Origin of the sequence: Actinobaculum sp. 352, from assembly GCF_003957265.1 — a bacterium.
Lineage (GTDB): Bacteria > Actinomycetota > Actinomycetes > Actinomycetales > Actinomycetaceae > Asp313.
Map to the genome: position 1 here is coordinate 223,537 of NZ_RQSN01000003.1, position 25,812 is coordinate 249,348.

A 25,812-nucleotide genomic window follows, 5' to 3' on the forward strand; every position below is an offset into this window, starting at 1 on the left:
CAGCGCGCCCGCGCCCGGCTGAGTCGGACGCGGGCGGTGTTGTCGTCGGCAGCAATGAGCCGCTGCTGGCGATTAGCAACGCTCAGCTCTGCAGTTCCTCCGAACGGTCTCCACTCCACAGGGTGTGGAAGATGCCCTCCTTATCAACACGCTGGTAGGTGTGTGCGCCGAAGTAATCCCGCTGCCCTTGGATGAGGTTGGCGGGAAGGCGGTCTGCGCGCACGCCGTCGTAGTACGCCAGCGATGAGGCGAACACCGGAATGGGTACGCCGGTGCGGGCCGCGTAAGCAACAACCCGCCGCCAGGAAGGAACGGCCTTGCCGATCTCCTCGGCGAAGTAGCTGTCCGCGAGCAGCAGGGGGAGCTGCGGGTCACGCTGGTAGGCGTCGGTAATCCTGCCGAGGAATACTGCACGGATAATGCAGCCACCGCGCCAGATACGCGCCATGGCACCCAGGTCAACGTTCCACTCATATTCGTCGGACGCCTTCCGGATGAGTTCGAAGCCCTGCGAGTAGGCGACCATCTTCGAGGCATACAAGGCCTGGCGGACATCTTCGATGAAGGTTTCCCTATCCTCGACGGGCACCGTCTCGACCCCGGCGGTCAGGCCACGCCCGGCCTCGCGCTGCGCGACGGAACTGGACAAGCCACGAGCAAAGGTGGCCTCGGCGATTCCGGTGACCGGTACACCCATCTCGGCGCCGTTCTGCACGGTCCACGTTCCGGTGCCCTTCTGCCCGGCGCGGTCGAGGATGATATCGACGAAGGGTTTGCCGGTCTCGGCGTCGGTATGTGCCAAGACCTCGGCGGTGATCTCGATCAGGTAGGAACCGAGTTCGGTTTCGTTCCACTTGCGGAATACCTCGCCGATCTCCGGCGCGGACATTCCCAGCGCGGTCGACATGATGTAGTACGCCTCGGCGATAACCTGCATATCCGCATATTCAATGCCGTTGTGCACCATCTTGACGAAGTGTCCGGCACCGTCTGGACCCACGTGCGTACAGCATGGCTCGCCATCGACATGGGCAGAGATCTTCTCGAACATCGGGCCGAGGCGTTCGTAGGATTCGGCCGTTCCACCGGGCATAATCGACGGGCCGTTGAGCGCGCCCTCTTCGCCACCGGAAACACCGGAGCCGACGTAATGCAGCCCGCGTGCCCGGATATCGGCTTCGCGGCGGCGGGTGTCGTGATAGTTGGCATTTCCGCAGTCGACGATGATATCGCCGGGTTCCATCAGGTCAGCCAGATCGTCGATAACCGCATCGGTTGGCGCGCCCGCCTTCACCATGATGATGGCGACCCGTGGCCGCGACAGTGCAGCCACGAAATCGCGCAGAGACTCAGCGGGGTAGAAGACGCCCTCGTCCCCATGTTCGGCTATAACCTTCACGGTCCTGCCTGCCGAACGATTATGAATTGCAACCTTGTAGCCATTGCGGGCAAGATTACGTGCCAGATTTGATCCCATAACGGCCATGCCGGTGACGCCGATATCGGCGGTTCCCTGCGGCGGGGTAGGGATGGACATACTCACTCCTTAGGTGTTGCGGCGACAACGTCACCTGTTTATATCAGCAGTACAGCAGCAATTGCCGCCGCGTGATGTGATTCGGCGGCAATTGACATACACGCTGCCGCACCGGTGTGGTTGAAGGGATGGAAGGTGACCACACCGGCACGGCGGCTCCCACTCAGGTCTTATCCGAGAGCGGCGGCGACGACTGCCTTCGCCTCGTCCTGCACCTGCGTGAGGTGCTCCTCTCCCTTAAAGGACTCGGCGTAAATCTTATACACATCTTCGGTGCCTGATGGGCGCGCTGCGAACCAGGCATTCTCCGTGCAGACCTTGAGTCCACCGATCAGGGCATCGTTTCCGGGGGCGCGAACCAGTTTCGCGGTGATGTGCTCACCGGCGAGGGTGCTGGCGGCGACATCCTCCGGCGCGAGCGCGCCGAGCTTGGCCTTCTCCTCCTTGGTGGCGGGGGCATCGATACGCGCATAGGAGCTGGCTCCGTAACGCGCAACCTGATCCTCATGCAGTTGCGACGGCGATTTCCCGGTCACCGCCATGATCTCCGCGGCAAGAAGATCCATAATCAGGCCGTCTTTGTCCGTTGTCCACACGGTGCCGTTGTTACGTAGGAATGAGCCGCCGGCGCTTTCCTCGCCACCGAAACCGATGGTGCCGCTCAGGAGGCCGGGAACAAACCACTTGAAGCCTACGGGAACCTCGACGAGTTGCCGTCCCATACCGGCCACCACCCGATCAATCAGCGAGGAAGACACGAGCGTCTTTCCAACCCCCGCCTGGGCGTTCCAGCCGGGGCGGTGTGAGAACAGGTATTCGATGGCAACTGCGAGGTAATGGTTTGGATTCATCAGGCCGCCGTCGGCAGTGACGATACCGTGCCGATCCGAATCGGCGTCGTTGCCGGTGGCGATATCAAAGGGCGTGGAACCGTCCGCACCCGGCGCCATGCGTTGGCGCAGGGATGCCATGGCATTGGGTGACGAGCAGTCCATGCGGATCTTGCCGTCCCAATCCAAGGTCATAAATGCCCAGCGTGGATCGACCTGCTCGTTGACCACGGTCAGATCCAGTCCATACCGTTCGCCGATGGCTCCCCAGTACTCGACAGAGGCTCCGCCCATTGGGTCGGCGCCAATGCGCACCCCGGAGTTATGGATCGCCTGGAAGTCGATCATGGTGGAAAGCGACTCGACATAGGCGGAGAGGAAGTCATGCCCTCTCACCCGATCACTTTTTTCGGCCTCCTCATAGGGGATCCGCTTGATGGACTTCCAACCCTCGCGCAGGATTTCGTTGGCGCGGGCGGCAATCACCTTGGTGGCATCGGTATCCGCCGGGCCACCGTTGGGCGGGTTGTATTTGAAACCGCCGTCGCGTGGCGGGTTGTGCGACGGAGTGATGACGATACCGTCGGCAAGACCGGGCCCGGTGGTGCGAACCCCGGCGTCGGTTCCGGCACCATTTGCCGTCAGGATGGCCAGCGATACGGCCGGGGTCGGTGTCCATGAACCGCGGGCATCCAGGCGCACGTCTACGTCGTTGGCGACGAGGACTTCCACTGCCGTACGCTCGGCGGGTTCAGACAGTGCATGCGTATCACGGCCGATATACAGCGGGCCATCAAAGCCCTGCGAGCGTCGGTAATCGATGATCGCCTGAGTAGTGGCGGCGATATGCGCCTCATTGAAGGCACCGTCCAGGCTTGAGCCGCGGTGGCCAGATGTTCCGAACACGACGGCCTGCGCCGGGTTCGCGGGATCGGGCTCAATGTTGTAGTAGGCGGAAAGGAGCTCGTCAACATCGATGAGGTCCTCGGGTAGGGCGGGAGTTCCAGCACGTTCATTCATAGTTCTGATTCTTGCACGTTCCGTGCGAACGTGGGAGCCCAGTCGGCGAATTGCCCGGAATTCGCATGGTGGAAGTATCTTGTTATACCTTGCACGGGCTGGCAACCGGCGCACGTACCTGGCAGTGCACGTGGAAGTACCTCGTCGTACACGCACTGGGCGGTGCCAGTATTATTCCGCGATGCGTTGCGCGATCCGGAATCCTTCGCTGGAGTAGGTGATCTCCCATTGGCCGCCGAAGTTCTCCGCCGCCCAACGCGTCAGTTGTTCCGGGGAGAATGGCATGACCGCGCTTTGCGGGCTTGCGGCGACGACGTCGATGGCTTTCTGCGCGCCGGATCTCGTGCCATCAGTCGAGGTGCCAGTGGACGGGTCGTAATAGAGCCCGGCCGTCGAGTTGCCGGAGTTGACCGTGCCCTCCCAATACACCGTATTACCGGGTACCAGGTAGGCCATGAGCCAGATATCCGTACACACGTTGTGCCCGGTGCCCAGGGTGTCCACGAGGCCCCATGCGGCGTCGCGCGAACTCTGACTGGAGTAGCCTCCGATGGTCTCGCCGCGCAGCATTGTTCCAATGGCGCCGTTGAAAGTCATGGTGGCGCTAGTGGCAAGTGCGAGGCAGGTGCCTACGGCGGCGGCCTTCTTCTTCCAGTGGGAACGGAGCCGCGTGCTGCCGCGCAACCGCTCCACCCCGTCAATAAGCGCGATAGAGGCGATTGGCATCAAAATAGCGGAGTAGTGCCAGCCCCATCCCCAGTAGTGCGTCACATTACCGGCGAAACGCCACACCAGGGTGGGGAGCATCAGCCATATGTAGGGGCTGCGCAGGCCGACAACGCCGCTCGCGAGTATCAGGAGGAGGGCGGTGACCTCCTTTTGCCCGGGTCCGAAGAAATTCGTGAGCCAGCCAAGAATCCCGGGGATGTCCGTCTGTGTTTCGCTGAGATTTCCGGTGTAGTTCCACGTGCCGTACACGTTGAACAGGGGCAGGATGATGAAGGTAGATACGACGAACCAGAAGAATCCCCACAGGATGCACAGCAGCCCGGTTGTGGCTTCGCGTGTGTGGAGGGTGCGGCGGAAGAAAGCGTAGGTCCGTGCCGGGAATTGAGAAGCGGACGCGTTGAGCGACGTCGACTCGTGAGTGGCAACGGAAGTGACGGCAGGCAAGGAACTGACGGCATCGGGTTGCGACTGGGCTGCAGGTAGATCCGCCCGGTCCTCTCGGGCAGTGACAGCGGCGGCGGGGGCGGACTCCCGCCCCCATTGCATCCAGATGAGCACGGCTCCGAAAGCCACAACGGTTAGCCCGAGGTCTTCTTTGACGAACACGATTGCTGCGAGTTCGATAAGAGCCAGGCGGTGCCGTCCTTCCAACCAATGCGAGAGCCCAAAGGCCAGGAAGACCACGGCGAAGCAGTACTCGTGGAACTGCACGGACAGTGCGGAGGCGAGGCCCCAGGAGAATAGGTAGGCGATGCCAACGAGCGTTCCCCACAGTCGACCGAGCCGTGCCCGGGCCACCCGTGTGATGGGTTCGGCGGAAAGGGCGAACAGGAGTGCCTGCAACACCAGTAGCGAGAGCCCGCTCGGCCAAATCTTGAATACGATGCCCGTTACCAGTAGCACGGGATGGAAATGATCGCCCCACAGATTGAAACCCGGCTCTTTGATATCGACGATGGGCGTCTCAAGATTTGCGTAACGTTGGGCGAGTTGGGTGAAAATACCCTGGTCCCAGGACGAGGAGAAGAAGGCATCCCACTGCCGGATGGCGTAAGCGGTGAAAAGCACGGCCCCGACTGCGGTCACGATCCATGCCACGGCGTCGAAACGTGGAAACCTCGCTGCGAAGCGGTGTGATGTACCCGCTTCGGAGGTTACGGACTCATCGGAGGTGACAGGTCCATTTGGGGTCACGTGTGTGCCCTCCGACGCCATTAGACCACATCCTTCTTCGTAAGTCGGCGCAGCGCGAGCCAGCCGATCGGCACCGGTCCCCAGAAGGTGAGAAGGCGGTAGAGAACCGCGGTGGAGAGAGCCACCGAGTAAGGCACGCCAGCTAGCGTGAGGCCGCCGGTAAGCGCGGCCTCAACCGGGCCGATACCACCGGGGGAGGGCACAACCGAGCCGATGGAGTTGGAGACGAGATAGGTAACCGCGAGGGTCACAATCGATAGGGTCTCGTTGAAGGCGGCGAGGCAGGCGCCGAACGCCGCCACATACCCAACCGTCTGTACCACGCATCCGAAGAAGCCGTAGAAGATGCGCCGCGGGTGAGTGGCCAGCCAGACGAGACGCGGCCACACCTTGTCAAGAGTTGGGCGAATGCGTTCCAGCAGCCAGCGGCGCAGGGGCGGAATCAGCCAGATGGCCACGATGACGGCGACGACGATACCCAAAACTAGCAGTATTGTGCCGGAGGGAATAGACAGACTGCCGACTTGGTCGGTGAGTAGCCCGAGGAGTATGAGCAGCAGAATTGTGGTGACGAACTGCGCTACCTGCACCAAGGATACGGTTGCCACCGCAATGGCGATGGGAACCTTTTGCCGTTGTAGGAAGCGGAGATTCAACGTCGCGTGGCCAATACCGGCGGGCGCCACCAGAGAGACGACCGATGCCGCCAACTGCACCATGGTGGTGCGCCCCAGGGTGAGGTGCTCTGCTGTGAAGGCTTTGAGGGTGATGCCGGCGCCGAGGTAAGTCAGGCCGCTGGCGATAATGCCGAGCAGGATCCACAGGGGCTGGGCTTGGACCAAGGTCTTCTTCAAGTCCTCGAAGTTGATGGATCCAAGCAGGATGAATACCGCGATAAGACCGACGGAGACCGTGATAACGGTTCTGGCGGAGAAACGCCGCAGTTGCATGGGCTGGGTTTCGGCTGCTGCGGGAATCGCCACCGTCATGGCGTCGCGAAGTCGCTGCAATTCGCGTTTATCTGTCAATGCCGAGCGGGTCTCGTTTGGAAGGATGGCAGCCTGCAGAATCGGTGCCAGGGAGACAATCTGATCGACCGGCAGGCACCGCTTCGCCGAAGCTATGGCCCGATCAAAGCCAACCGTGGTTGCCAACATGGCCATCGCCTGCGCCATATCAATCCGCCGGGTAATCTCCGAGGCTGCCAATGACCCATTCTCCCAGTGGAGGATTTCGGCATGGCCGTCACGCAGGGCGACGACGCCGGCCCGGATGTCTCCATGCGAGAGGCCGCGGCGATGCGCGCGTTGTAGGACGTCCCATACCTCGTCGAGGGCACTATCCGGGATAGTATCGGCATGAAGTGCGGAAAAGGCGGTGGCGCCGTCCACTTCAAAAGCAACGGCCATGGACGTGTCCGAACCTGCCACTCGTACCGGACGCTGTGGGCACACTCCCATGTTTGCAGCGGTGAGTTCCATAAGCACGACGCGATCAGTTGACGCCTCGATTGTGCGCTCTGATCGGCGGGTGGAGGTGGTCAGAACAATGCGGTTCCACATCGTCGCCAACAGTCCGACGATTTGCTGATCAGCGTCGAGGAGGGCGAGGTGGAAATGTCTGCCCGTAACGTCCGTGACAATGTAGTTGCGGGAGGCCTCCTCTCCGAGGGGCGGATGGTGTGCATCTATGGTGACAGCCCGCAACTGCCAGGCGTTCAAATCATCGGCAACGGTAAGGGATCCGGATGAGGTATCTTCCGGGGGTGCGATAACTGAAGCATCACCCGCACCACCGCTCGGAGGTATCTGATCGACCGGCGATCCTTCGTTGCCTACCGTTGTAGCGCCGCAGGTGGGCAGTTCGGTGTCTGCGCTTGAATGGTTTACAGCTTCTCCCGCAGTACTGTCGCGCAACAGTAGGCGTATTTGTTCTATGCCGAATCGGTCAACGTATCCGATGGGTTCCGCCGTGTTAGCACGCCAAGCCGATAGATCGACGTCGTCGGGCAGATCGTCGATCCGGACTATCTGCACGGCATCAATACCGGCACGTCGTACAAGATTGACCAGGTCGGCACCCACCACACGATCAGGGTCGTCTCCGGCGATGTAGCGGGCAAGGCAGCCGCAGAGCATGCCGAGCAGGACCGTAATCAGGGCGCCGGGCAAGGTCTGAGTTCCCTGCAATACGGAAACGATGAGCACAATAATCAGCAGCCACCAGCCCCAGGAAATGATCTTGGTGCGTTTTCGGGAGCCATTAACCGTAAGAACTGCGGAAATTGCGGCTACGTAGGGCAGAAGGAAAATGATGGTCTGCTCGCTGATTGAGTCCGAGAGTTGGCCGGTAATGGGCGAGAGTGGAAAATAGCGTTGAAATAACCAGAGCAGGCCGTATGCCAGTGCGGTGGCCGATACGAGTGCCATGGCCGAAGTGACGAGCGAGCGCCAGCGCCGCCTCCACGCCAGGTCCACCGCAACGGCGAGGGGAAGAAAGAAACTGAGAAGGCCCTCCAGCACATTGATGGGCATGAAAAGTATCGTTTGCAGTATGCCGCTGGTGGCGGTGCGGACGTCCCGCGTCACCGCCAACGTGGTGGAGGCGCCATATACCGCCAGCAGCATGACCAGCCCGATGCTGATCAGATACAGCACTACCGATACAAGGTCACGTGGGCGGCGAAGCCAGTGGGTGACCTCGTCAACGAGGACGACACTGCGACGCGGCGGGGTGGCCGCAGCGGAGATCGTCACATCGTTCGTCATAGTCGTTAGTTTACGGGGTGCCCGAGCGGCAGGGCCAAAGTTGCCATTACGCGCGGCGCAAACGCAGCGAGTTCAGCACCACAATAACGGAGGAGGATGCCATGGCCGCCGCAGCAATGCCGGGCACGATAATTCCCAACACGGCCAGCGGAATGGCGATCACGTTGTATCCGAAGGCCCAGCACAGGTTCTCCTTGATAATACGCAGAGTGCGTGAGGATACTCGCAGTGCCGCAGGGATGGTACGAATATCCGAGTTGACGATGGTGATATCAGATGCCGCCTTCGCCACGTCGGTTCCTGATCCCATCGCGATTGATAGATCGGCGCCCGCGAGAGCTGCGGCGTCGTTGACGCCATCGCCCACCATGGCAACGCGGTGCCCTTGCGCCTGCAATGCGCTGACAACGGTGAGTTTGCCGTTGGGCAATACGCCCGCCTGCACCTGTTGGATTCCCGCACGGGCGGCAATGGTCTGCGCGGTTGCCTCGTTGTCGCCGGTAACCAGCATGGGTTGAAGATGCTGTTCTTTCAGGCGGGCTATTGTTTCTGGTGCTTCGGGGCGGAGAGTGTCACGTACGGCTAGCACGCCAATAACCCGCTGATCGCGTGCGACGACGACGGCCGTTGCCCCGGATGCGGCCAGCCGCTGTGCAGCGGTGGCCGCAGCTGCGGTGTCAACTCCCTGTTCGGCCAGCCAACGCGCCGTGCCTACGCGAAGTAGTTCGCCATTCACGATGCCGCTGACTCCGTGCCCGGCATGGGCGTGGAAATCGTGTACGGGCAGGAGTTCGAGCTTCTTTTCGCTTGCCGAGCGGGTAATGGCGGCGGCAATGGGATGCTCGGATTTGGATTCAAGGCTGGCGGCAAGGGCAAGAATTATGCTTTGTGCATCCTGGGGTGCGCTGCCTTCCGGCGCGCTCACGCCGGCTTCTTCGTGTATGCTGGCTTCTTCGTGTATGTCGGCAACTTCACCCACGGCGACGACGTCATCAACCCGCATGACGCCCGTGGTCAGCGTGCCGGTCTTATCGAGAAGAATCGTGTCTACGCTATGCGCGGTTTCCAGGATTTCCGGCCCCTTGATAAGCGCGCCGAGCCGGGAGGCGCGGCCGGAGCCAACAAGCAGTGCGGTGGGTGTGGCCAGGCCGAGAGCACAGGGGCAGGCGACCACAAGCACGGTGATTGCGGAGGTCAGCGCCATCTCGAAGGTATTGCCGAACAGCAGGCGCACGGTGAGGTCCGCGAATGCGATGCCGATAACGGCCGGAACGAAAACGGCGGAGATGCGATCGGCGAGGCGCTGTACGGGTGCTTTGCCAATCTGCGCCTCGGTGAGAAGGCGTCCCATCTGCGCAAGCGTGGTGTTCTCTCCGACCCGGCTTGCCCGCACCGTCAGTGACCCGAAGGTATTCATTGTCGCTCCGGTGACTTCGTTACCGGACGTGACATCAACCGGAACTGACTCGCCGGTGAGTAGTGAGGCGTCAACCGCCGAGGTGCCGTCGATCACGACGCCGTCGGTGGCGATCTTCTCACCGGGGCGGACCAGGAACTCGTCACCGGGCTGCAGCTCGGAGGCGGGAATGACCTCGTTCACGGCGGTTCCGTCCGCGCGGCGGACGCGGGTTGCTTCATCCGCGCCGAGGGAGAGCAGCGAGCGGAGAGCGTCACCGGCGGAGCGCCGCGAACGGGCCTCCAACCACCTGCCGATCAAGAGGAAGGTAACGATCATCGCCGCTGACTCGAAGTACAGGTGCGGCATGGCGGAATGTGCGAGTCCGTGAATGCCGGTCATCCGCATGGTGTATCCGAGGGCGCCCGCGCCTCCCCACAGGAGTGCCCACAGCGACCATCCCATTGACGCAAGGACACCCAGGGAAACGAGCGTGTCCATGGTGGTGGATCCGTGGCGGGCGGCTCGGAAGGCGGCCCGGTGGAATGGCCAGCCGCACCAGAAGGCGACTATAAGCGAGAGTGCTCCCGTCGCCCATTGCCAGCCGCGGAACTGCAGGGCCGGAACCATGGAGACGGCGACGATGGGAATGGAGAGGATAAGTGCGACGACGAAGCGCCGCCACAGGTCCGCAACGCGCGCGTTGGCGGCCCGCTGCGCTGCGGCTTCGACTTCTTCCGGGTCGATGCCGGTGCTGACGGCTATGCGGCTCCCGTCGTCCTGCAGCATGGTGCGGCGGAGCACGGAGGCTCCATAACCGGCGTTTTCCACCGTGGTCACAAGTTCCGCATCGGATAGCTCGGCGGCTTGCGGGCCGAGCTCGAGATGTGCCTGCTCGGTGGCAAGGTTGACGACGGCGTCCACGCCGGGCAGTTTGTTCAACTTCTTTTCGACCCGTGCCACGCAGGAGGCGCAGGTCATACCGGTAACTGCCAGGTCTACTTCGCCCACGATGGTGTTGATGGCAGGGGCGAGGGCGGTGTCCGCACCAGCGGTGCTACCAGCCGGGCCATGCGGCCTTTCAACCGAGCCACGTGGCCCACCAGCGGAGCCATGAGTATCGGCGCGTTCGATGTCGCTAGTCTGTGCCATGGCGTTGTTAGTCTGCGCCCTTAGCGCACGATCGATTCCACGGTGTAGTGGCCGGCCTCGGATACCGCTTCGCGTAGGGCTTCGTCGGCGATGTCGTGGTCGGTGTAAACGAGGACTTTCGAGGTGCCGCCGGAGTTCAGCGTCACCGAGACGTTCCCGACGTCGGGCAGGGCTTTCAGTTCTTCGGTGACATGAGCGACGCAATGGTCACAGGTCATGCCGGAGACCCCGAGTTCGATTGTGCGGTCGAAGTCGTTGGTGGCGGTTTTCTGAGCGGCGGTGTCGGCTTCGTCGCTGGACTTGAAGAAGGGAAGATGGAAGGCCATGTGTAGCTCCTTATTCGCGTGGTTCGGCACGGATCATGCTGTGCGTCTTACCACATATTCTGTACCCGGGCGTGGCACGGCGCGTGTGCTTTCGCTCCCCGCCATATCCGGGGACGCCGAGAGGGCGTCCATAGATTGCAACCCTGGTGTGGAGCGCTTTAGTCCCGGATGTGACGTGCGTTGCTTTTGGGTAGGTGGCCCTGACTCGGATGTGCTCCGGACTTCGCGGGACGGGCTCGCAGTGAATCGACTACAGGGGCGGGGTGGTGTCATCCGCCATGCGGGCGCGGAGCCAGTGTGGCGTATGTTCTTCGTCGCGTGGAAACGCGGCGAAGTCGGCGCGCCACGTCTCTGCGGGAACCTGTGCCGCCCACGCCGGTTCCTTGGTCTTATTCAGCGAGAGTTTCGAGCGCCCTTGCGAGGTGAACTCGAAGGTGAGGGAGAATGGCGCCCCTTCGCCCTCGCGGTAGGCGAGTGCCTTGATCTGGCCCGCATAGTTCATGATCGCCGTTGGCAGTAGCCTGACGGGGACCGTTCGTGCGCTGGGAGGCGCGGTCTGCGCTGCCCCGCTGCGGTCGGCGCCGTCGTCGGTGCGGCGTGCATCGCCTTCGACAGTACCGGCCTGGGCGGGTGTGGGAGCGAGTTCGGCACGCGCGGAATAGTGCACGCGCTTTTCAACCATTTGTACAGTCAGGCGCAGGGCTTGCCAGCCAGTGGGCGCGGTGTAGGAGATAAGCGCGAAGATATCGGTGAGGAGAGCCTGGATATCGTCATTCGTTCGTTCGCGTTGACCCTGGTTGGTGACGGCGGGGCGCTCGCTCACATCCCACTGTTTCGGCCGGGCTTGACGGGTGGTTTGGTCCTCCAGTTTCGCCACCGGTAGTACCAGTGTGTTGATTCCCTGCGTGTACCGTTGGAATCCCGCAGCGGCGGCCAGCGGAGAATCGATCAGCAGGGACGCCACTTGGAGCACGACGTCGTCGCCGTCACGTAACGCGCGGATGGCACGTACGGGAATTCCTTGCACGCGGCCGAGTAGCTGATTCTCGTGCAGGTCAAGTTCATCGTGATATGCGATGCGTTTGGCCCACAGCCCATTGGGAAGCTGAGCGAATCCCTCTTCCTGTGTTGGCTCCGTGGGAGAGACCAGGGTGATGGCAGCGGGAGTTTCACCGGCGTCGTCCAGTTCGATCTCGGCTGGGAGTTCCGCCCAATTGCGGTGGGCGACTGGGCCGAGGACTTGGGAGGGAATACAGGCCGTGAAGTCACCCGTCGCGGTTGATTCCCATCCCCAGGCAATACCGTGGTAGATGCCAAGCAGTTCGGGTTCGGCGGTGTCGGGGTGGAATCGCCACAGGCGAGATCCGGCAGTCAGACGTGTCGGTTCCATCCACAGTAGAGGCGTTTCCACATCACCGGCTTTGGCGATGCCGGAGCCGTCAAAGGGCGCGAACTCGACCACACCGCCCAGGAAGGCATCCTTGTGCAGCGGTCCGACGGCTAGCCGCGTTTGAATGAAGGGGTTGTTCGGAACGTGCAGGATATCGATGGGCCGGTCCGCGGAGAAGGGGGAGCCGGGCATTCCGCAGTTCAAGAGCTCGATGAGGTCCGCGACCCGGGTGATAGAAGCGGCCGCAGCGGCGTCGACGGCGAAACCGCATACGTGGTCCAACCCGCGCGTCAGATATGCCTCCGTTTGTGCGGGCGAGAGGGCCAGTTGGTAGGTCAGGCTCATAGCGCATCCTCGCAGGAGCAGGGCAGGGGGAGCATCGTCATGTCGGATTCTGTGGGCGAAATGTGCATGGGAGATACCGTTTCACCTGCTGTGCCGGTTCCAAGCGGCAGGCCGCACTTTTGGGGCAGTGCCCCATTGAGTTCCCGATTGAGTTCCCGCAGTGATTGATCGCTGGCCGCAGCAGCGGATGTGTGGTGATTGTGCGAGGCCGAGTGCGTGACCTCCCAGCTGGAGAGGATCCGCATGCGTTCCTCGGTGGGTGAGCCGGGCTGCATGGTGTAAATGATGAGTGTGAGGGCGGGATCATCGGTAAGTGTGAAGGTTTCGTAGCCGAAATCGAGCTCCCCCACGAGCGTGTGGGTGAGGAGCTTGGAGCCGATGCGGCATAACCCAACATCGTGCAGTTCCCACAGGTTGCGAAACTCTTCACTGCGGGCGTTGAGTTCATCGATGAGGCCGATGAGTTCTCGGTCATTCTTTGCTTTGGCGCTGGCCGCGTGCAGGCTGGAGACGGTGGCGTGGCGTGCCTGGTCCAGATCGCGGTGGAATGTGGCTGCGCGCTGGTCCAGGAAGAGGAAGCGTGCATAGTTGAAGGTGTCACCACTGCCGTCGGCAGGTAGCGAATAAAGGAGCCTTCCGAGCCGATTCGCGCCGATGCGGTCCAGACGGTGATTCTGGATGAAGGCGGGTGTGTTGATTGAGTCAAGAACGCGGCGCAGGTCTGCCCGCAGGTTCTTCTCATCGGTGGTGCTGCGCGCCCGTGCTGAGCGTGGCGCTGAATCGGCCAAGTTGAACAGGTGCTGACGCTCGTCGTCGTCGAGTCGCAGCGCGGTGGCGATGGATTCCAGTACTTCTGGGGATGCGTGGGAGATACGTCCCCGCTCCAAGCGCGCATAGTAATCCGGGCTGACACCGGCGAGTTCCGCCACTTCTTCTCGGCGTAGTCCCGGTACGCGGCGTCGCGTTGACGACGGGTATGCGATACCAGCTTGCTGCGGACTGAGCCGAGCCCTGCGCGTGCGAAGGAAGGAAGAGATTTCCGCCTGACGATCCATACCTTGAGAATAAAGGAAAACGGGTGCGGGGAGCGAGGTGAGGCCGGCCGTTGCCGTGCGTTCTAGCTTGTGGCGGCCGGTTGGAATGTTGCCTGCGAGCGGAATGTTGCCCGCAAGTGGTAGTGGTCCGTGCGGGCTGTTCGCGATGCCTTATAGGCTGTGTTCTCGCCGATGAGCCTCCGTATCGTCGCGTGCCATACTGCGGATGAGTCCGATGAGGTCAGGTGACACAATCGCCACGGTGGCCAGCAGGCCGATGCACCAGTACGACTGCAACTGGTGTGTTGTTAGGCCGATGAGAACGAAGGTGGCGAAGAGCAAGGTGAGCGTCGTCGCGATGAAGTCGAGAATACGCAGCGCGGGATGTGCTGGGGCGGTTGGAGTATTCGCCAGCACTATTGGCCAATGGAGTCACCCGGAGTGAATCGGAGGGCGAGCGGCACGTGGTGCGGTAAGTGCAGCAGTACGCGCCATAGAGCAATACCCAGGGGCCGCTTCGCCGTGAAGCCGACCCCTGGGTGGGTGTAGTTCGGCCTTACGGCTGCAGCAGTACCTTGATGGCGCGGCGCTCGTCCATGGCCTTGTAGCCTTCGGCCGCGTCTTCCAGCGGAATACGCATGGTGAACACCTTGCCCGGGTTGATCTCCTTCTTCAAGATGCGGTCAATGAGGTCGGGCAGGAAGCGGCGTACCGGTGCGGGGCCGCCGTGCAGGTGTACCTCGGAGAAGAACAGCGCGCCGCCGTCGATCTCTTGATCGTGGCTGACGCCGACGAAGCCCACATGCCCGCCGGGGCGGCAGGAGGCAATGGCCTGATCCATTGAAACTTGGTTGCCGACGGCCTCGACAACGCTGTGTGCTCCCAGGCCGCCCGTCAGTTCCTTCACCTTGGCGGCGCCTTCCTCGCCGCGTTCGGCGACCACAATATCGGCGCCGAGTTCGCGGGCGAGCGCGGCGCGGTCCTCGTGGCGGGAGAAGGCGATGACCTTGTCAGCACCGAGGGCCTTGGCGGCGAGTACGGCGGAGAGTCCGACGGCGCCGTCGCCGACCACGGCAACGGTTTTGCCCGGCCCCGCTTCGGCGGCTACCGCGCCGAACCAGCCGGTTCCCAGCACATCGGAGGCGGCCAGCAGGGAGGCGATGATATCCGGGTCGTCGGGCTTCCCGCCGGGAACGACGACGAGCGTGCCGTCGGCCTGAGGGACCCGGGTGTACTCGGCCTGTGTATCGCCCATGAAGCCTCCGTTGACACAGCGGGAGGGGTAGCCGGATTCGCAGATTTCGCAGGTGTTGTCGGAGATGCAGAAGGAGCCGACGACGAAGTCGCCCACCTTCACGTTCTTCACGGCATCGCCCACGGCGGTGACGGTGCCAACGTATTCGTGGCCCATTGGGCGCGGCTGGTCAACCGGTTCCAGGCCACGGTACGGCCACAGATCCGAGCCGCAGATGCAGGCCGCTGCGAGCTTGATAATGGCGTCGGTTGGTTCTACGATCACCGGGTCTTCGCGATCGCCCACCGTGACATCGCCGGGGGCGTTCATGATTACTCCGCGCATTGCGCAGTCTCCTTTCCGGTGGGTGTACCACCGATGTATGCCAGCGGTCTGCAGGCCCGCGAGGGCTGCGAAGGGCAGGCCGCATTACGGTTCTAAAGGTAAAGCAGGCAGACCCCGCTAACCAGGACCTGGCAGGGTAGGGGTGAGTGGAAAGGGAACACGTGCTGCGAGTGACCGGTTCGTCGGCGGCCGGTAGTAATGATGGTCTGTATCCTCGTCAGAGGGTTTACCCAGCTCGCTTCGGTAACTTGTTGACTATGGTACTGGCTGGATGTTACTGTAAAACTGTCCTGAAAGATCAGGCTGACCTTATCAAAATGGGTTGGTAAGGTCCATCGGTCAAAATGAAACGAGAGGAGAGACCAATGAAGGTCTTGCGAAAGTGGTTGGCGGCGCCGCTAGCCACACTAATGCTACTCAGCGGATTGAGTCTTGCTGCGCCCGCCGCACAAGCGGCACCGGGTTGCGCGTCGGGTTGGGCCTGCGTGTGGCAGAGCTACAGCTATACCGGGCAGTGGGCTGCCGCGAAGTCTGACGGGCCGCTTAGCGTTACATCAGACAAGAACGGTGTGGCTAAGACAAAGTCAGCTTCCGCGTGGGCGAATGGTCGGCTCTGCAAGCATTCATACTTCCAGGATGGCAAGGGTAAAAGTTTCCGCCTGGACAGTGAACAACTAGTCAGAACTAACTATCGAGATCCAAACCTGTCCAACGGTGCTGGGAAAGGAACGTACGCGGGCGAGAACTGGAACGACCGAGTCCGAAGTGTCGTATTCTCCGGCGGTCCTCAGTGTAAGTAATTGTGTGTGGGAGGGTGAGGTGGGAAAACTTTGCCCTCCCACGCTAAATCGAAAGGAGATTTACGGTGAAATCGCCAAATCGGATTGCGGCGCTCCTTCTGGCGGCGTTGGCTTTAGGCGCAATTGGTCTGGCTGCCTGTTCGTCCGATTCGTCCAACGACAGTGTATCAGCGACAACTCCGGTTGATGTGTCGTCGAAGTTGGCTGGGATGAATCGTAAGGCGGAGGTTGATCCTGAGACGGCCATAGTCAAGCTGCCAGTGGACTATGTGGAGCAGGGACAACCGGAAACCTCGGACTATATAATGACGGCGTATAGTGCTGCTTTGGCGAAGTGTGCGCGCGAGGAACTGGGTATTCCGTGGGTGGCGATTGAGCCGGATGGGTATTCGCCGACGGCTCATATGTGGACGAAGTATGGCCCGTGGACGAAGCCGGTGGCGGAGAAATTCGCCTTCGTACCACCGTTGGGAGATGGCGCGTTGATTGTCAACGGTTTTGTGGACACTCCTGAGGGATACGAACTTACGCCACTTCCGAATGAAGACCTTTCGGAGGAACAAAGGAGGAAGGTCTACGATATATGTGGGACCAAAACCGAGGTGCAGAGCTTTAATGAAGGGGATTTATGGGTGTATGGTCCGGGCCAGGAGGCACTCAATGATGAGGCGGAGGCGGTGAATCGGGATCCGCGAATGCAAGCCTTAGTCGAGGAGTTGCACGTCTGCTACGACGAGAACGGTATCGAATTCGATGCGGATAGTCCATGGGCAGGTTTTGCTGCGGGTGCCGCTGCCTGGGATCAACCGAATCGGGAGAGGATTACAGAAGAACAGATTCAGCTTGCCTTGAAAGTGGTGGAGTGTAAGGATCAGGTGGATTTCACTCAGCGTGCGGCGGATATTATTGCGGAGCGGCAGGTGCCGATTATTGAGGAGCACGCTGATGAACTCTTCGAGGTCCGGGCCAATTGGGATAACAAACTAGTCGAGGCGAAGGAGTACATTGCATCTCACCCAGAACTGTTCGAACCTGTGTCCAAGTAGACACGGGCTTCCGTGCTCTGTTACTGGAACAAAGGAGGGGATCGACATGCATACCGTGAAACGAGTGGCGGTGTTGACTATCGCTCTTGCCCTGGGCGCATCGGCTGTGGCGGCGTGTTCGTCGGATGAGTCGGGTGGTGGCGCCTCGGGAAGCGCTTCGGTTGATGTGGCCTCGAAGTTGGCGGGGATGAATCGCAAGGCGGAGGTTGATCCCGAGACGGCCACGGTGAAGTTCCCGGTGGACTACGTGGAGCTAGGAGAGCAAGAAGACTCATCTATTCTGCGCGCTGCCAGCGAGGCGGCGGTGGCGGAGTGTGCACGGGAAGAGCTCGGGATTCCGTGGGTTGCTACCGAGCCGGATGGGTATATGCCGACGGCTCATATGTGGCAGCGCTATGGTCCATGGACAAAACCGGTGGCAGAGAAATTCGGTTTTGTCGATCCGATGGGTGATGGAGCGCTGATCGTCAATGGGTACGTGGAGGAACCAGACGGGTATGAGTTGATCCCGTGGCCCAACGAAGGCATTCCTGAGGCTGACCGGAACAAGGTTTTCGATACCTGCAACTCCAAGCCGGAAGTGAAGCGCTTTGACGAGAACGAGTTGTGGGTGCTCGGCCCAGGACAACAGGCGCTCAATGACGAGCATGAAGCCGTGAATCAAGATCCGCGAATGCAGGCTCTGTTTGATGAGTTACGTATCTGCTACGCGGAGAATGGCATGGAGTTTGACGAGGAACTGCCGGGCTATATCACCGCTGATACAGACACGATTGATGAGGAACAAATCGAGCTGGCGTTGAAAACGGTGGAGTGTAAGGACCAGATCAACTTCACTCAGCGGGCGGCGGATATTATCGCGGAGCGGCAGGTTCCCGTCATAGAGGAGTATGCGGACGAGCTCTTCCAGAATCGCGCCAACTGGGATGCAGCCGTTGCGGATGCGAAGGAATACATCGCCTCACATCCCGAACTCTTCGAGCCGGTGACCGAGTAGGCGCGGGCTGGTGGAATCCGCTGCTGGACCAAAGGAGGGAATCGACATGCACACGTCGAAACGAGTGGTGGTGTTAACCGTAGCGCTTGCGCTGGGTGCGCTAGGTCTGGCGGCGTGTTCGTCGGATGAGTCGAACGGTGGCGCATCCGAGAACGCTTCGGTTGATGTGGCGTCGAAGTTGGCGGGGATGAATCGGAAGGCGGAGGTTGATCCCGAGACGGCCACGGTGAAGTTGCCTGTGGATTACGTGAGATTGGGAGAGCAGGAGGACTCGTCTGTTTTGCGTGCTGCCAGTGAGGCTGCTGTGGCGGAATGCGCGCGGGAAGAACTCGGGATTCCTTGGGTTGCTACCGAGCCGGATGGGTATATGCCGACGGCTCATATGTGGCAGCGTTATGGTCCATGGACAAAACCGGTAGCAGAGAAATTCGGCTTTGTCGATCCGATGGGTGATGGAGCGCTGATCGTCAATGGGTACGTGGAGGAACCAGACGGGTATGAGTTGATCCCGTGGCCCAACGAAGGCATTCCCGAGGCCGACCGTAACAAGGTTTTCGATACCTGCAACTCCAAGCCGGAGGTGAAACGCTTCGACGACAACGACCTGTGGGTTGTCGGTCCCGGTCAACAGGCACTCAATGACGAGGAGGATGCGGTGGATCAGGATCCGCGGATGCAGGCTCTGTTTGACGAACTGCGAACCTGCTATGCCGAAAACGGCATGGAGCTTGACGAAGAACTGCCAGGCTATATCACCGCTTATCGAGACACGATTGATGAGGAGCAAATCGAGTTGGCGTTGAAGACGGTGGAGTGTAAGGACCAGATTAACTTCACTCGGCGTGCGGCGGATATTATCGCGGAGCGGCAGGTTCCCGTCATAGAGGAGTATGCGGACGAGCTTTTCCAGAATCGCGCCAACTGGGACGCAGCCGTGGCAGAGGCGAAGGAATACATCGCCTCACATCCCGAACTCTTCGAGCCGGTGACCGAGTAGGCGCGGGCTGTCCGAATCTGCTGGACCAAAGCTGGACCAAAAGGAGGGAATCCACATGTATACATTAAAACGAGTGGCGACGTTAACAGTAGTACTTGCGCTGGGTACTCTGGGTCTCACGGCGTGCTCGTCGGATGAGCCGGTCGATGACGCCTCCGATACCCCCACTGTTGATGTGGCGTCGAGGTTGGCCGGGATGAACCGCAAAGCGGAGGTTGACCCGGAGACGGCCACGGTCCGCCTGCCAGCGGATTATGTGGTGCAGGAGACGGAAGAAGAGGGGGAAGTCATCAGTGCTGCGCACGATGCAGCTGCGGCAGAATGTGCTCGGGAGGAGCTTGGAATTCCGTGGGTGGCAACCGAACCGGCTGAACTCTTGCCTACTGACGAGATGTGGAGTGACTACGGCCCGTGGACGAAATCTGTTGCGGAGAAGTTTGCCTTCGTGGAACCACAGAGCGATCGAAAGTTGATATTCAACGGTTACGTGGAGAAGCCCGAGGGATACGTCGGAATTGAAGACGCTCCTGGGCCGAACGACCATATCTCTGCGAGTCAGCTGGAGGAAATACGTGAGGCTTGTGTCGATAAGCCCGAGTTGCTGCGCTTTGATGCGTTCGAGTTGTGGGAGTACGGCCCCGGCCAAGAGGCGTTGAACGACGAAGTTGACACACGCCAGCAAGATCCGAAGATGCAGGCATTGCTTGAAGAACTACGTGTCTGCTATGTGGAGAATGGTATTGAATTTGACGAGAATCTTGCGTGGGTTGGTTTCGCTGCTGATGCTGCCCCGGCTTCGGAGAAGCCGAACGAGGAGCACATCACCGAGGAACAGATCCAGCTCGCCCTGAAGACGGTCGAGTGTAAGGATCAGATCAACTTCACCCAACGCGTGGCTGACATTATTGCGGAGCGTCAGGTGCCGATCATCGAGGAGTACGCCGATGATCTCTTCACAATCCGCGCTAAATGGGACAACGCCGCTGCCGAGGCGAAAGAGTACATTGCTTCCCACCCCGAACTCTTCGAACCAGTAAGCTCAAACAAGAAGTAACCCAGCACAGTAAGGTCACCCATGAAACGCAGATTCGGATGGATTGTCGTCACCGTCATTGCTTGCCTCGGCCTGGTGGCGGGTGCATTCGCGGTGGGGCGGTTTGTGCGCTCCCCGAATGAGGAAGCTATCGCGAACTCGAAGAATAAGCCAGTGGTTACCGCCAAGGTGGAAGAACGCAGTGTTCCGGCCGAGGAGATCAGGCTCACCGGCAAACTCTCCCTCGGTCGATCATGGAACGTGACCGTGGAGCCGAGTAATGACGCGGTGGCAGTGGTGACGCAGACCTATCTGGGTGCGGGCGACACACTCAACTCCGGAGGGGCACTCGCCAGTGTGGCAGGGCGCCCGGTGATTGGGCTGCAACTGCCCTTTGACCTGTATAGGGATATCAGCGGTGGTGATTCGGGCGACGACGTCCGCGAGATCCAACGCGCCCTGAAGAACCTCGGGCTGTACAACGGCGCCGTCGACGGCGAATACGGGCCGCGAACAGCCAATGCGGTAAAACAGATGTATGTACGCGCCGGCATGACGCCACCTGATCCCGTGCCGCAGGAGACTGCCGACGGCGGGGGAACGGCAGGCGGTACCGCCGGTGGCAGCTCAGCTGCTGGCGGTACCGCAGCCGGTGGGGCGCCGGCGTCGTCGGCGGATAGCCCTGCTGGCGGTTCAGGTGAGGCAAGCAGTACCCCAACACCGCGTGCGACCACGTCTCCGGCCGCATCGCTTACCCCGGTGATTCGCAGCGAGATCATTTCGCTGCCCGCCGCCAGCGTCACCGTAGTGTCGGTTGCAGGGGTGAACACCCATTTGGGCTCGGACCAGCCGCTCGCGCAGCTGCGCAGCGGGCAGGCCTCGGTAGTGGTGCGCGTGGGCGTGGGGGATAAGGATTCCTTCGCTTCCGGGTCTTTCGTTGATGTGCAGGCGGCCAATGACACGAGCGTTGTCGCCTCCGGCACGGTTGGCGGCTTCTCCGAGTTCACACAGGACCAATCCGCCAGCGGAAGCACAGTTCCCGGATACGACATGACGATTAATGTTGCCGACCCGAAGGGGATGGGGAATGAGCAGGACGTCGTCGTTCGCGTCGGCGGTGGCGAGGCAACCAGTGGGCTGGCGGTGCCGGTGACCGCGCTGCGTGAAGAAGGCGGAGAGACCTTCGTCGTCATGAAAGGAACGAATGAGCAGGTTCCAGTGAAGGTCAAGATCGTTAGTGACGGGTACGCGATTATCGACGACGGCGCGCTCAACAAAGACGACGAAATCATCGTTTCGGGATCATGAGCATCATCAGCCTACGCGGCATTCATAAGACCTACGATGTCAAGCCTCCGGTGCCGGTGCTGAAAGGCGTTGACCTGGACGTTTCCCCGGGGGAGCGCGTTGCCATCGTCGGGCATTCCGGCGCGGGTAAATCCACGTTGCTCAACATCATTGGTCTCCTGGATGAACCATCCTCTGGCTCCTACGAGTTGGCCGGGCGACGTACGCAGGGCATGTCCGCCAGGCGTCGCGACCGCTTGCGCGCGGAGATTCTGGGCTTCGTGTTTCAGGACTACCACGTGCTGGGTCACCGGACCGTGGCAGAGAACCTACAACTCAAACTGGCGATTAACGCGATGCCGTTCAAGGAACGCCGCTCTGCGATCGAGCGCGTGCTCGACGCCGTCGGCCTGGAACATCGCGCCGACTCGCTGACGCGATTACTCTCCGGCGGCGAGAAGCAGCGCCTCGCCATCGCCCGGGCGATGATCACCGGGCCGCAGGTGCTGCTTGCCGATGAGCCAACCGGAAACCTGGATGATGAGAACTCACGTACCGTGCGTGGCCTCTTCGATGAACAGGCGGCGCAAGGCGTGGCCATTGTGGTCATCACCCACGACGAGCGCATATCGAGCTGGGCGGACCGGGTTTTGCATTTGGACGTGGGGAGGATCAAGTCATGAGACGGCGGCGGAGTTCCAGGAATAATGACGCTAACGTGCCCGAGCTGGCTGCGCCCTCACCCGCGGACGTGGAAGGAATGTGGCCGCTGGGCGCGCTCGCGGGCGAGAGTGACGGCGTTGATGGAGAAATATCCTCCGATAAGCGGGCTGCGGGCAAAGCGACTGCGGATACTGAACTCGGCGGAGAAGTGGCCAGCGACACGCGTGCCGATGGTGAGGCGACAGAGGTTATCGCCCGTGCGGATCGTGAAAGTGAGGTCGGAGCTTCCGAGGATCGCGAAACTGAGGTCATCGCTCGCGCGGGCCGTGAAGGTGAGACCGGAGCTCCCGCGGAGCGCGAGACTGAAGTCTTCGTCTGGCAGGATCGTGAAGGTGAGCATCGTGAAGATGAAACCGGTGCTCGTGCGGATTGCGAAACCGAAGGGGGCGCCCGTGTGGATCGCGAAACTGAAGCTGGCGGGGAAGCGGGAGCGAAGCGACGTCGCCCGTGGGGAATGCGAATCCGCGACCAGATAACCGACGTCGTCACCGAGCTCTCCTCGCGCCTATCCCGCGCCGTGCTGATGATCAGCGCGGTCGCATTCAGTACGGGAGCGCTTCTGGCGTCGGTGGGAATCTCGCAGAATGCTGCACATCAAGTGGAAGCGGATATCGTTGCGTCGACGACGAATCTCGTGGTGGTGACCGTGCGAGGTTCTAGCCTGTCGGTTGAGAGCGGAGATGACGTTGGTGATACCGATACGGGTACCGACGACGGCGATACCGGCGGTATGGCGGGTGGCGAACCTGCAGGTGGTGACGGTAGTGCCGCAGATAGTGAGCAGGCGGGTGGCAGCGAGGCAGGTAGTTCGCCCGTCGGCGATTCGAGCAGCGAGCAGGAGGATGGCTCGGCTGCGACCGCAAGCGATTCGAACGGTACTACTTCCAGCAGCGAGGCGGCCGCATCTACCGTGCGAAAGACATTCCCGGACGATACGGAAAAACGCCTGGAAGCGATCAACACCGTCGAGGTAGCCGGGCGCAGGCTCGATGTCAGTTCGGTTGCCGGTGAGGCCCGTGTCGGCCGGACCGCCATCGGTTTGGAAGAAAGCACGTCAATACAGGTTCGCGGGGTGACTAGTGGCTACCTGCATGCGGCAGACATCGAGTTCACGGGTAGCCAGGATTGGATGCTCGACGGGGAGCAGAATGTCGCATTCCTCGGCGCAACGGCTGCCGAGACACTGGGCATTCCGGTAACAGACGACACCCGAGATATCAGCATCCAAGTCAACGGTGCCGACTACTCAATTATCGGATTCCTGCCCGGTGAGCACGTGTTCTCTGACTCGGCCGTTATTCCTTACCAGCGCGGTTTGGAGATCGCAGGCAGGGATAACGAGACGCAGGTACTCATCAAGACCGCCCTCGGGGCGGGAAGCCAGATATCCGCAGTCGCTCGTACTGCGATTCTTCCGGCGACGCCGGAGAAGCTCTCCGTGTCGCAGGTGGTGATGCATAACGATTTGCGCGGCGGAGTCTCCGACCAATTGACCCGGCAGGCCACCTGGATTGGCGCGTTCCTCATAATTCTTACCGTGCTGCTGATTGCCAACTCGATGATCGTTTCCGTGACGGCGCGTACCACCGAGATAGGCGTGCGACGGGCGCTCGGCGCATCACGATCCGCCGTGGCAGGTGTGTTCTGGTTCGAAGGCGCTGTGATCGGCGCGCTCGGTGGTTTGGCCGGGGCGGCGCTGGCGGCGATCACCATCACGGGGGTCGCGGCGTTTAACAACTGGTCGGCATATCTGAACCTGGGCTGGATCGCGCTTGGGCCTGTGCTCGGTATGGTGGTCGGAATTGTTGCTTCGGCATATCCGGCACTGCGAGCCACGCGGATCCATCCGGCCATCGCGGTGCGGGCAGACTAGGCGAGGCCACGGGGAGTGGTTGGTAGGTGCTCGTGAGGTGCAGGGGCCTTAGCGGGCGACGGTGGCGCTGGGCGCAGCGGTTAGGTGCAGGGTGTCTTAGCGCACGACGCACGCCGGTGGATGATGTAGGCACGTCTTCTGCAGCGATGTGATATGCGGAGGACATCGGCTGGCCAAAAGGCTCTTGCTGTGCCGAGTCGACGCCGCCGGAGTGGTGCCGAGTCGATTTCGCGGACGAGGTGAAGAAAGTGGCCGTGGGCGGTCAATAGGCCTTCCTGTGCAAGGGGCTTTCCCTTGCCAAAACGTTCTAGTGTGTGGGTGACGCCGCGCGGTCGGCGTCGGCGGCGGGGCGCGAACTGTTCTGGCCCTGCGGCGGAGCGTCAGAGTGCTGTGGCACTGAACGCCAGCGCCGCAACACCCGCCAGCGTCGGAACACCCAGTAGAGCGCTACCACTCCAACCGCAATTGCGACAACGCGGCTGAAGACGCCGACGTAATCCCCAACTATGCTCCAATTGGCGCCGAGTGTATACCCGGCGGTGATCAACACGCTATTCCAGATTGCCGAGCCGGCTGCCGTGAGCAGGGTGAAACGGAGTGGATGCATGCGAGTGACACCCGCGGGCAATGAGATTAACGAGCGGAACACCGGGATCATACGACCAAGGAAAACGGTCCAACTCCCGTGGTGGAGGAACCATGACTCCGTGCGCGTGATGTCATGCGCGTTGACCAACGGCAGACGCGTGAGCAGACGCAGTGCTCGTTCACGCCCGAGCCAGGCTCCCAGACCGTACAGTATCCATGCTCCGACTACGGAGCCCGCCGTGCACCAAAGAATGGCCGAGATCAGAGAGAGCTCCGCGCCTGTGCCAGCGGCAAAGCCAGCTAGGGGCAGGATCACTTCGGAGGGCAGAGGCGGGAAGAGGTTTTCCAGGGCGATAAGGGCTGCAGCCCCTATGCCGCCGAGAGCGGTCATCACGTCGACTGCCCAGCCGGCGATCCCAGTCAACTCGGCGCCTGCGCTGGCCGTGGTGTCAGATAGCATGGCGCTGGTGGTGGCGTGGGAAAGGGTGGTGCTGGCGGTCGCCTCAGAAAGGACGGTGCCGATTGTCGCGCCTGTCATGGGGTTCGTGAGTAACGCGTTAATCTTCTCTCCTCGTTCGTTCGGTGCCGCGCGATTCTCGCGACGGCTGCGTCGAGCCGGGCCGTGCGGTCCGAGTCCGGGTTAGCGGGCTTGCCCTCAGTTACGGCGCGGATGCCTAGTCATTATCCTCCGCTATTCTGGAGGAAGCCTGGAATGCCGACTGGGGAAGGGTGGCCTTGTGTTAGGTGCAGGTGGCAAGAGTGGACTTGAATGCAGCTCATCTCGCATGGGTGCCTTGCGTCCAGACGGGCTGTCGAGCGGGAGTAAACGGATGCCGGGATGAACGGGCGTTGAGCCGGATGGGCCTGATTCGCGCTGAGCCGGATAGGTGCGATGTTTACTGCGCAACAGGACAGGCCCAATTTGCGCTCAGCCGGATGGGCCCGTTGGGCGCGCTTCACTGCATATTGGGAATAACCCCTATGCCAGCCCAAGTGAAACTCAACCCGCCAGGCACTACCCGACAACGTTCTACCGCCCGTGGCCCAGCCCAGGTAAAACTCGCCCGCGCCATCCGTGCAGACCCCAAACCGTTGTCGGGTCACTCAGTCGACGTTGGGCCACGCAGTCGTCATCGGGTCACCTTCCAGGTCGGGCCACCTAGTCCAG

At 61.2% G+C, this 25,812-nt stretch carries 18 protein-coding genes; 7 read left to right on the plus strand and 11 right to left on the minus strand.

Annotated elements, in window-relative coordinates:
* Positions 1-82: 82 nt before the first annotated feature.
* The 10 genes from gndA to EKN07_RS05020 form a co-directional block, all read right to left on the minus strand.
* The gene (gene gndA, locus EKN07_RS04975; RefSeq protein ID WP_126145784.1) at positions 83-1,537 is read right to left on the minus strand and encodes an NADP-dependent phosphogluconate dehydrogenase; all 1,455 of its coding nucleotides are present in this window, start codon (positions 1,535-1,537) and stop codon (positions 83-85) included.
* Positions 1,538-1,707: 170 nt separating this feature from the next.
* Entirely contained in the window at positions 1,708-3,387 is a 1,680-nt protein-coding gene (gene pgm, locus EKN07_RS04980; protein ID WP_126145785.1) for a phosphoglucomutase (alpha-D-glucose-1,6-bisphosphate-dependent), read from the minus strand.
* A 171-nt stretch (positions 3,388-3,558) separates the two neighbouring features.
* The gene (locus EKN07_RS04985; RefSeq protein WP_126145786.1) at positions 3,559-5,331 is read right to left on the minus strand and encodes a DUF2079 domain-containing protein; all 1,773 of its coding nucleotides are present in this window, start codon (positions 5,329-5,331) and stop codon (positions 3,559-3,561) included.
* A complete protein-coding gene (locus EKN07_RS04990) occupies positions 5,331-8,078 on the minus strand; it encodes a lysylphosphatidylglycerol synthase transmembrane domain-containing protein (RefSeq protein ID WP_126145787.1) in 2,748 nt (915 codons plus the stop codon). The genes EKN07_RS04985 and EKN07_RS04990 overlap by 1 nt, the downstream gene beginning before the upstream one ends.
* Positions 8,079-8,124: 46 nt before the next feature.
* Positions 8,125-10,626, minus strand: coding sequence for a heavy metal translocating P-type ATPase (locus EKN07_RS04995; protein WP_126145788.1), 2,502 nt, complete (start codon positions 10,624-10,626; stop codon positions 8,125-8,127).
* A 20-nt stretch (positions 10,627-10,646) separates the two neighbouring features.
* Positions 10,647-10,952, minus strand: a complete 306-nt coding sequence (locus tag EKN07_RS13175; protein ID WP_126145789.1) for a heavy-metal-associated domain-containing protein — start codon at positions 10,950-10,952, stop codon at positions 10,647-10,649.
* Between the two features lie 250 nt (positions 10,953-11,202).
* Positions 11,203-12,687 (minus strand): hypothetical protein, encoded by a 1,485-nt coding sequence (locus EKN07_RS05005; RefSeq protein WP_108716448.1) that lies wholly within the window; start codon positions 12,685-12,687, stop codon positions 11,203-11,205.
* A complete protein-coding gene (locus EKN07_RS05010; protein ID WP_108716447.1) occupies positions 12,684-13,742 on the minus strand; it encodes a helix-turn-helix transcriptional regulator in 1,059 nt (352 codons plus the stop codon). Before EKN07_RS05010 ends, EKN07_RS05005 begins: the two co-directional genes overlap by 4 nt.
* A 150-nt stretch (positions 13,743-13,892) precedes the next feature.
* The gene (locus EKN07_RS05015) at positions 13,893-14,138 is read right to left on the minus strand and encodes a hypothetical protein (protein WP_108716446.1); all 246 of its coding nucleotides are present in this window, start codon (positions 14,136-14,138) and stop codon (positions 13,893-13,895) included.
* A 139-nt stretch (positions 14,139-14,277) separates the two neighbouring features.
* On the minus strand, positions 14,278-15,300 hold the full coding sequence (locus EKN07_RS05020) for a zinc-dependent alcohol dehydrogenase family protein (protein WP_126145790.1): 1,023 nt from the start codon (positions 15,298-15,300) through the stop codon (positions 14,278-14,280).
* Positions 15,301-16,165: 865 nt separating this feature from the next.
* On the opposite strand from EKN07_RS05020, the gene EKN07_RS05025 reads away from it, so the two are divergent.
* The 7 genes from EKN07_RS05025 to EKN07_RS05055 are packed head-to-tail and all read left to right on the plus strand — an operon-like array spanning position 16,166 to position 24,056.
* On the plus strand, positions 16,166-17,146 hold the full coding sequence (locus tag EKN07_RS05025; RefSeq protein WP_108716443.1) for a hypothetical protein: 981 nt from the start codon (positions 16,166-16,168) through the stop codon (positions 17,144-17,146).
* Between the two features lie 46 nt (positions 17,147-17,192).
* Positions 17,193-18,143 (plus strand): hypothetical protein, encoded by a 951-nt coding sequence (locus EKN07_RS05030; protein ID WP_126145791.1) that lies wholly within the window; start codon positions 17,193-17,195, stop codon positions 18,141-18,143.
* A 46-nt stretch (positions 18,144-18,189) separates the two neighbouring features.
* Complete coding sequence (locus EKN07_RS05035) at positions 18,190-19,140, plus strand: hypothetical protein (protein ID WP_126145792.1); 951 nt, start codon at positions 18,190-18,192, stop codon at positions 19,138-19,140.
* A 55-nt stretch (positions 19,141-19,195) separates the two neighbouring features.
* Positions 19,196-20,194, plus strand: coding sequence for a hypothetical protein (locus tag EKN07_RS05040; protein WP_126145793.1), 999 nt, complete (start codon positions 19,196-19,198; stop codon positions 20,192-20,194).
* Between the two features lie 21 nt (positions 20,195-20,215).
* Positions 20,216-21,481, plus strand: a complete 1,266-nt coding sequence (locus tag EKN07_RS05045; RefSeq protein WP_126145794.1) for a peptidoglycan-binding protein — start codon at positions 20,216-20,218, stop codon at positions 21,479-21,481.
* Positions 21,478-22,143 carry an ABC transporter ATP-binding protein gene (locus EKN07_RS05050; RefSeq protein ID WP_126145795.1) on the plus strand — a complete coding sequence of 222 codons (666 nt, stop codon included), beginning with the start codon at positions 21,478-21,480 and terminating at the stop codon, positions 22,141-22,143. Before EKN07_RS05045 ends, EKN07_RS05050 begins: the two co-directional genes overlap by 4 nt.
* Positions 22,140-24,056, plus strand: coding sequence for an FtsX-like permease family protein (locus EKN07_RS05055; RefSeq protein WP_126145796.1), 1,917 nt, complete (start codon positions 22,140-22,142; stop codon positions 24,054-24,056). The genes EKN07_RS05050 and EKN07_RS05055 overlap by 4 nt, the downstream gene beginning before the upstream one ends.
* Positions 24,057-24,363: 307 nt before the next feature.
* Here the strand turns inward: EKN07_RS05055 and EKN07_RS05060 are convergent, their stop codons facing one another.
* Complete coding sequence (locus tag EKN07_RS05060) at positions 24,364-25,182, minus strand: DedA family protein (protein ID WP_240611278.1); 819 nt, start codon at positions 25,180-25,182, stop codon at positions 24,364-24,366.
* Positions 25,183-25,812: the final 630 nt, after the last annotated feature.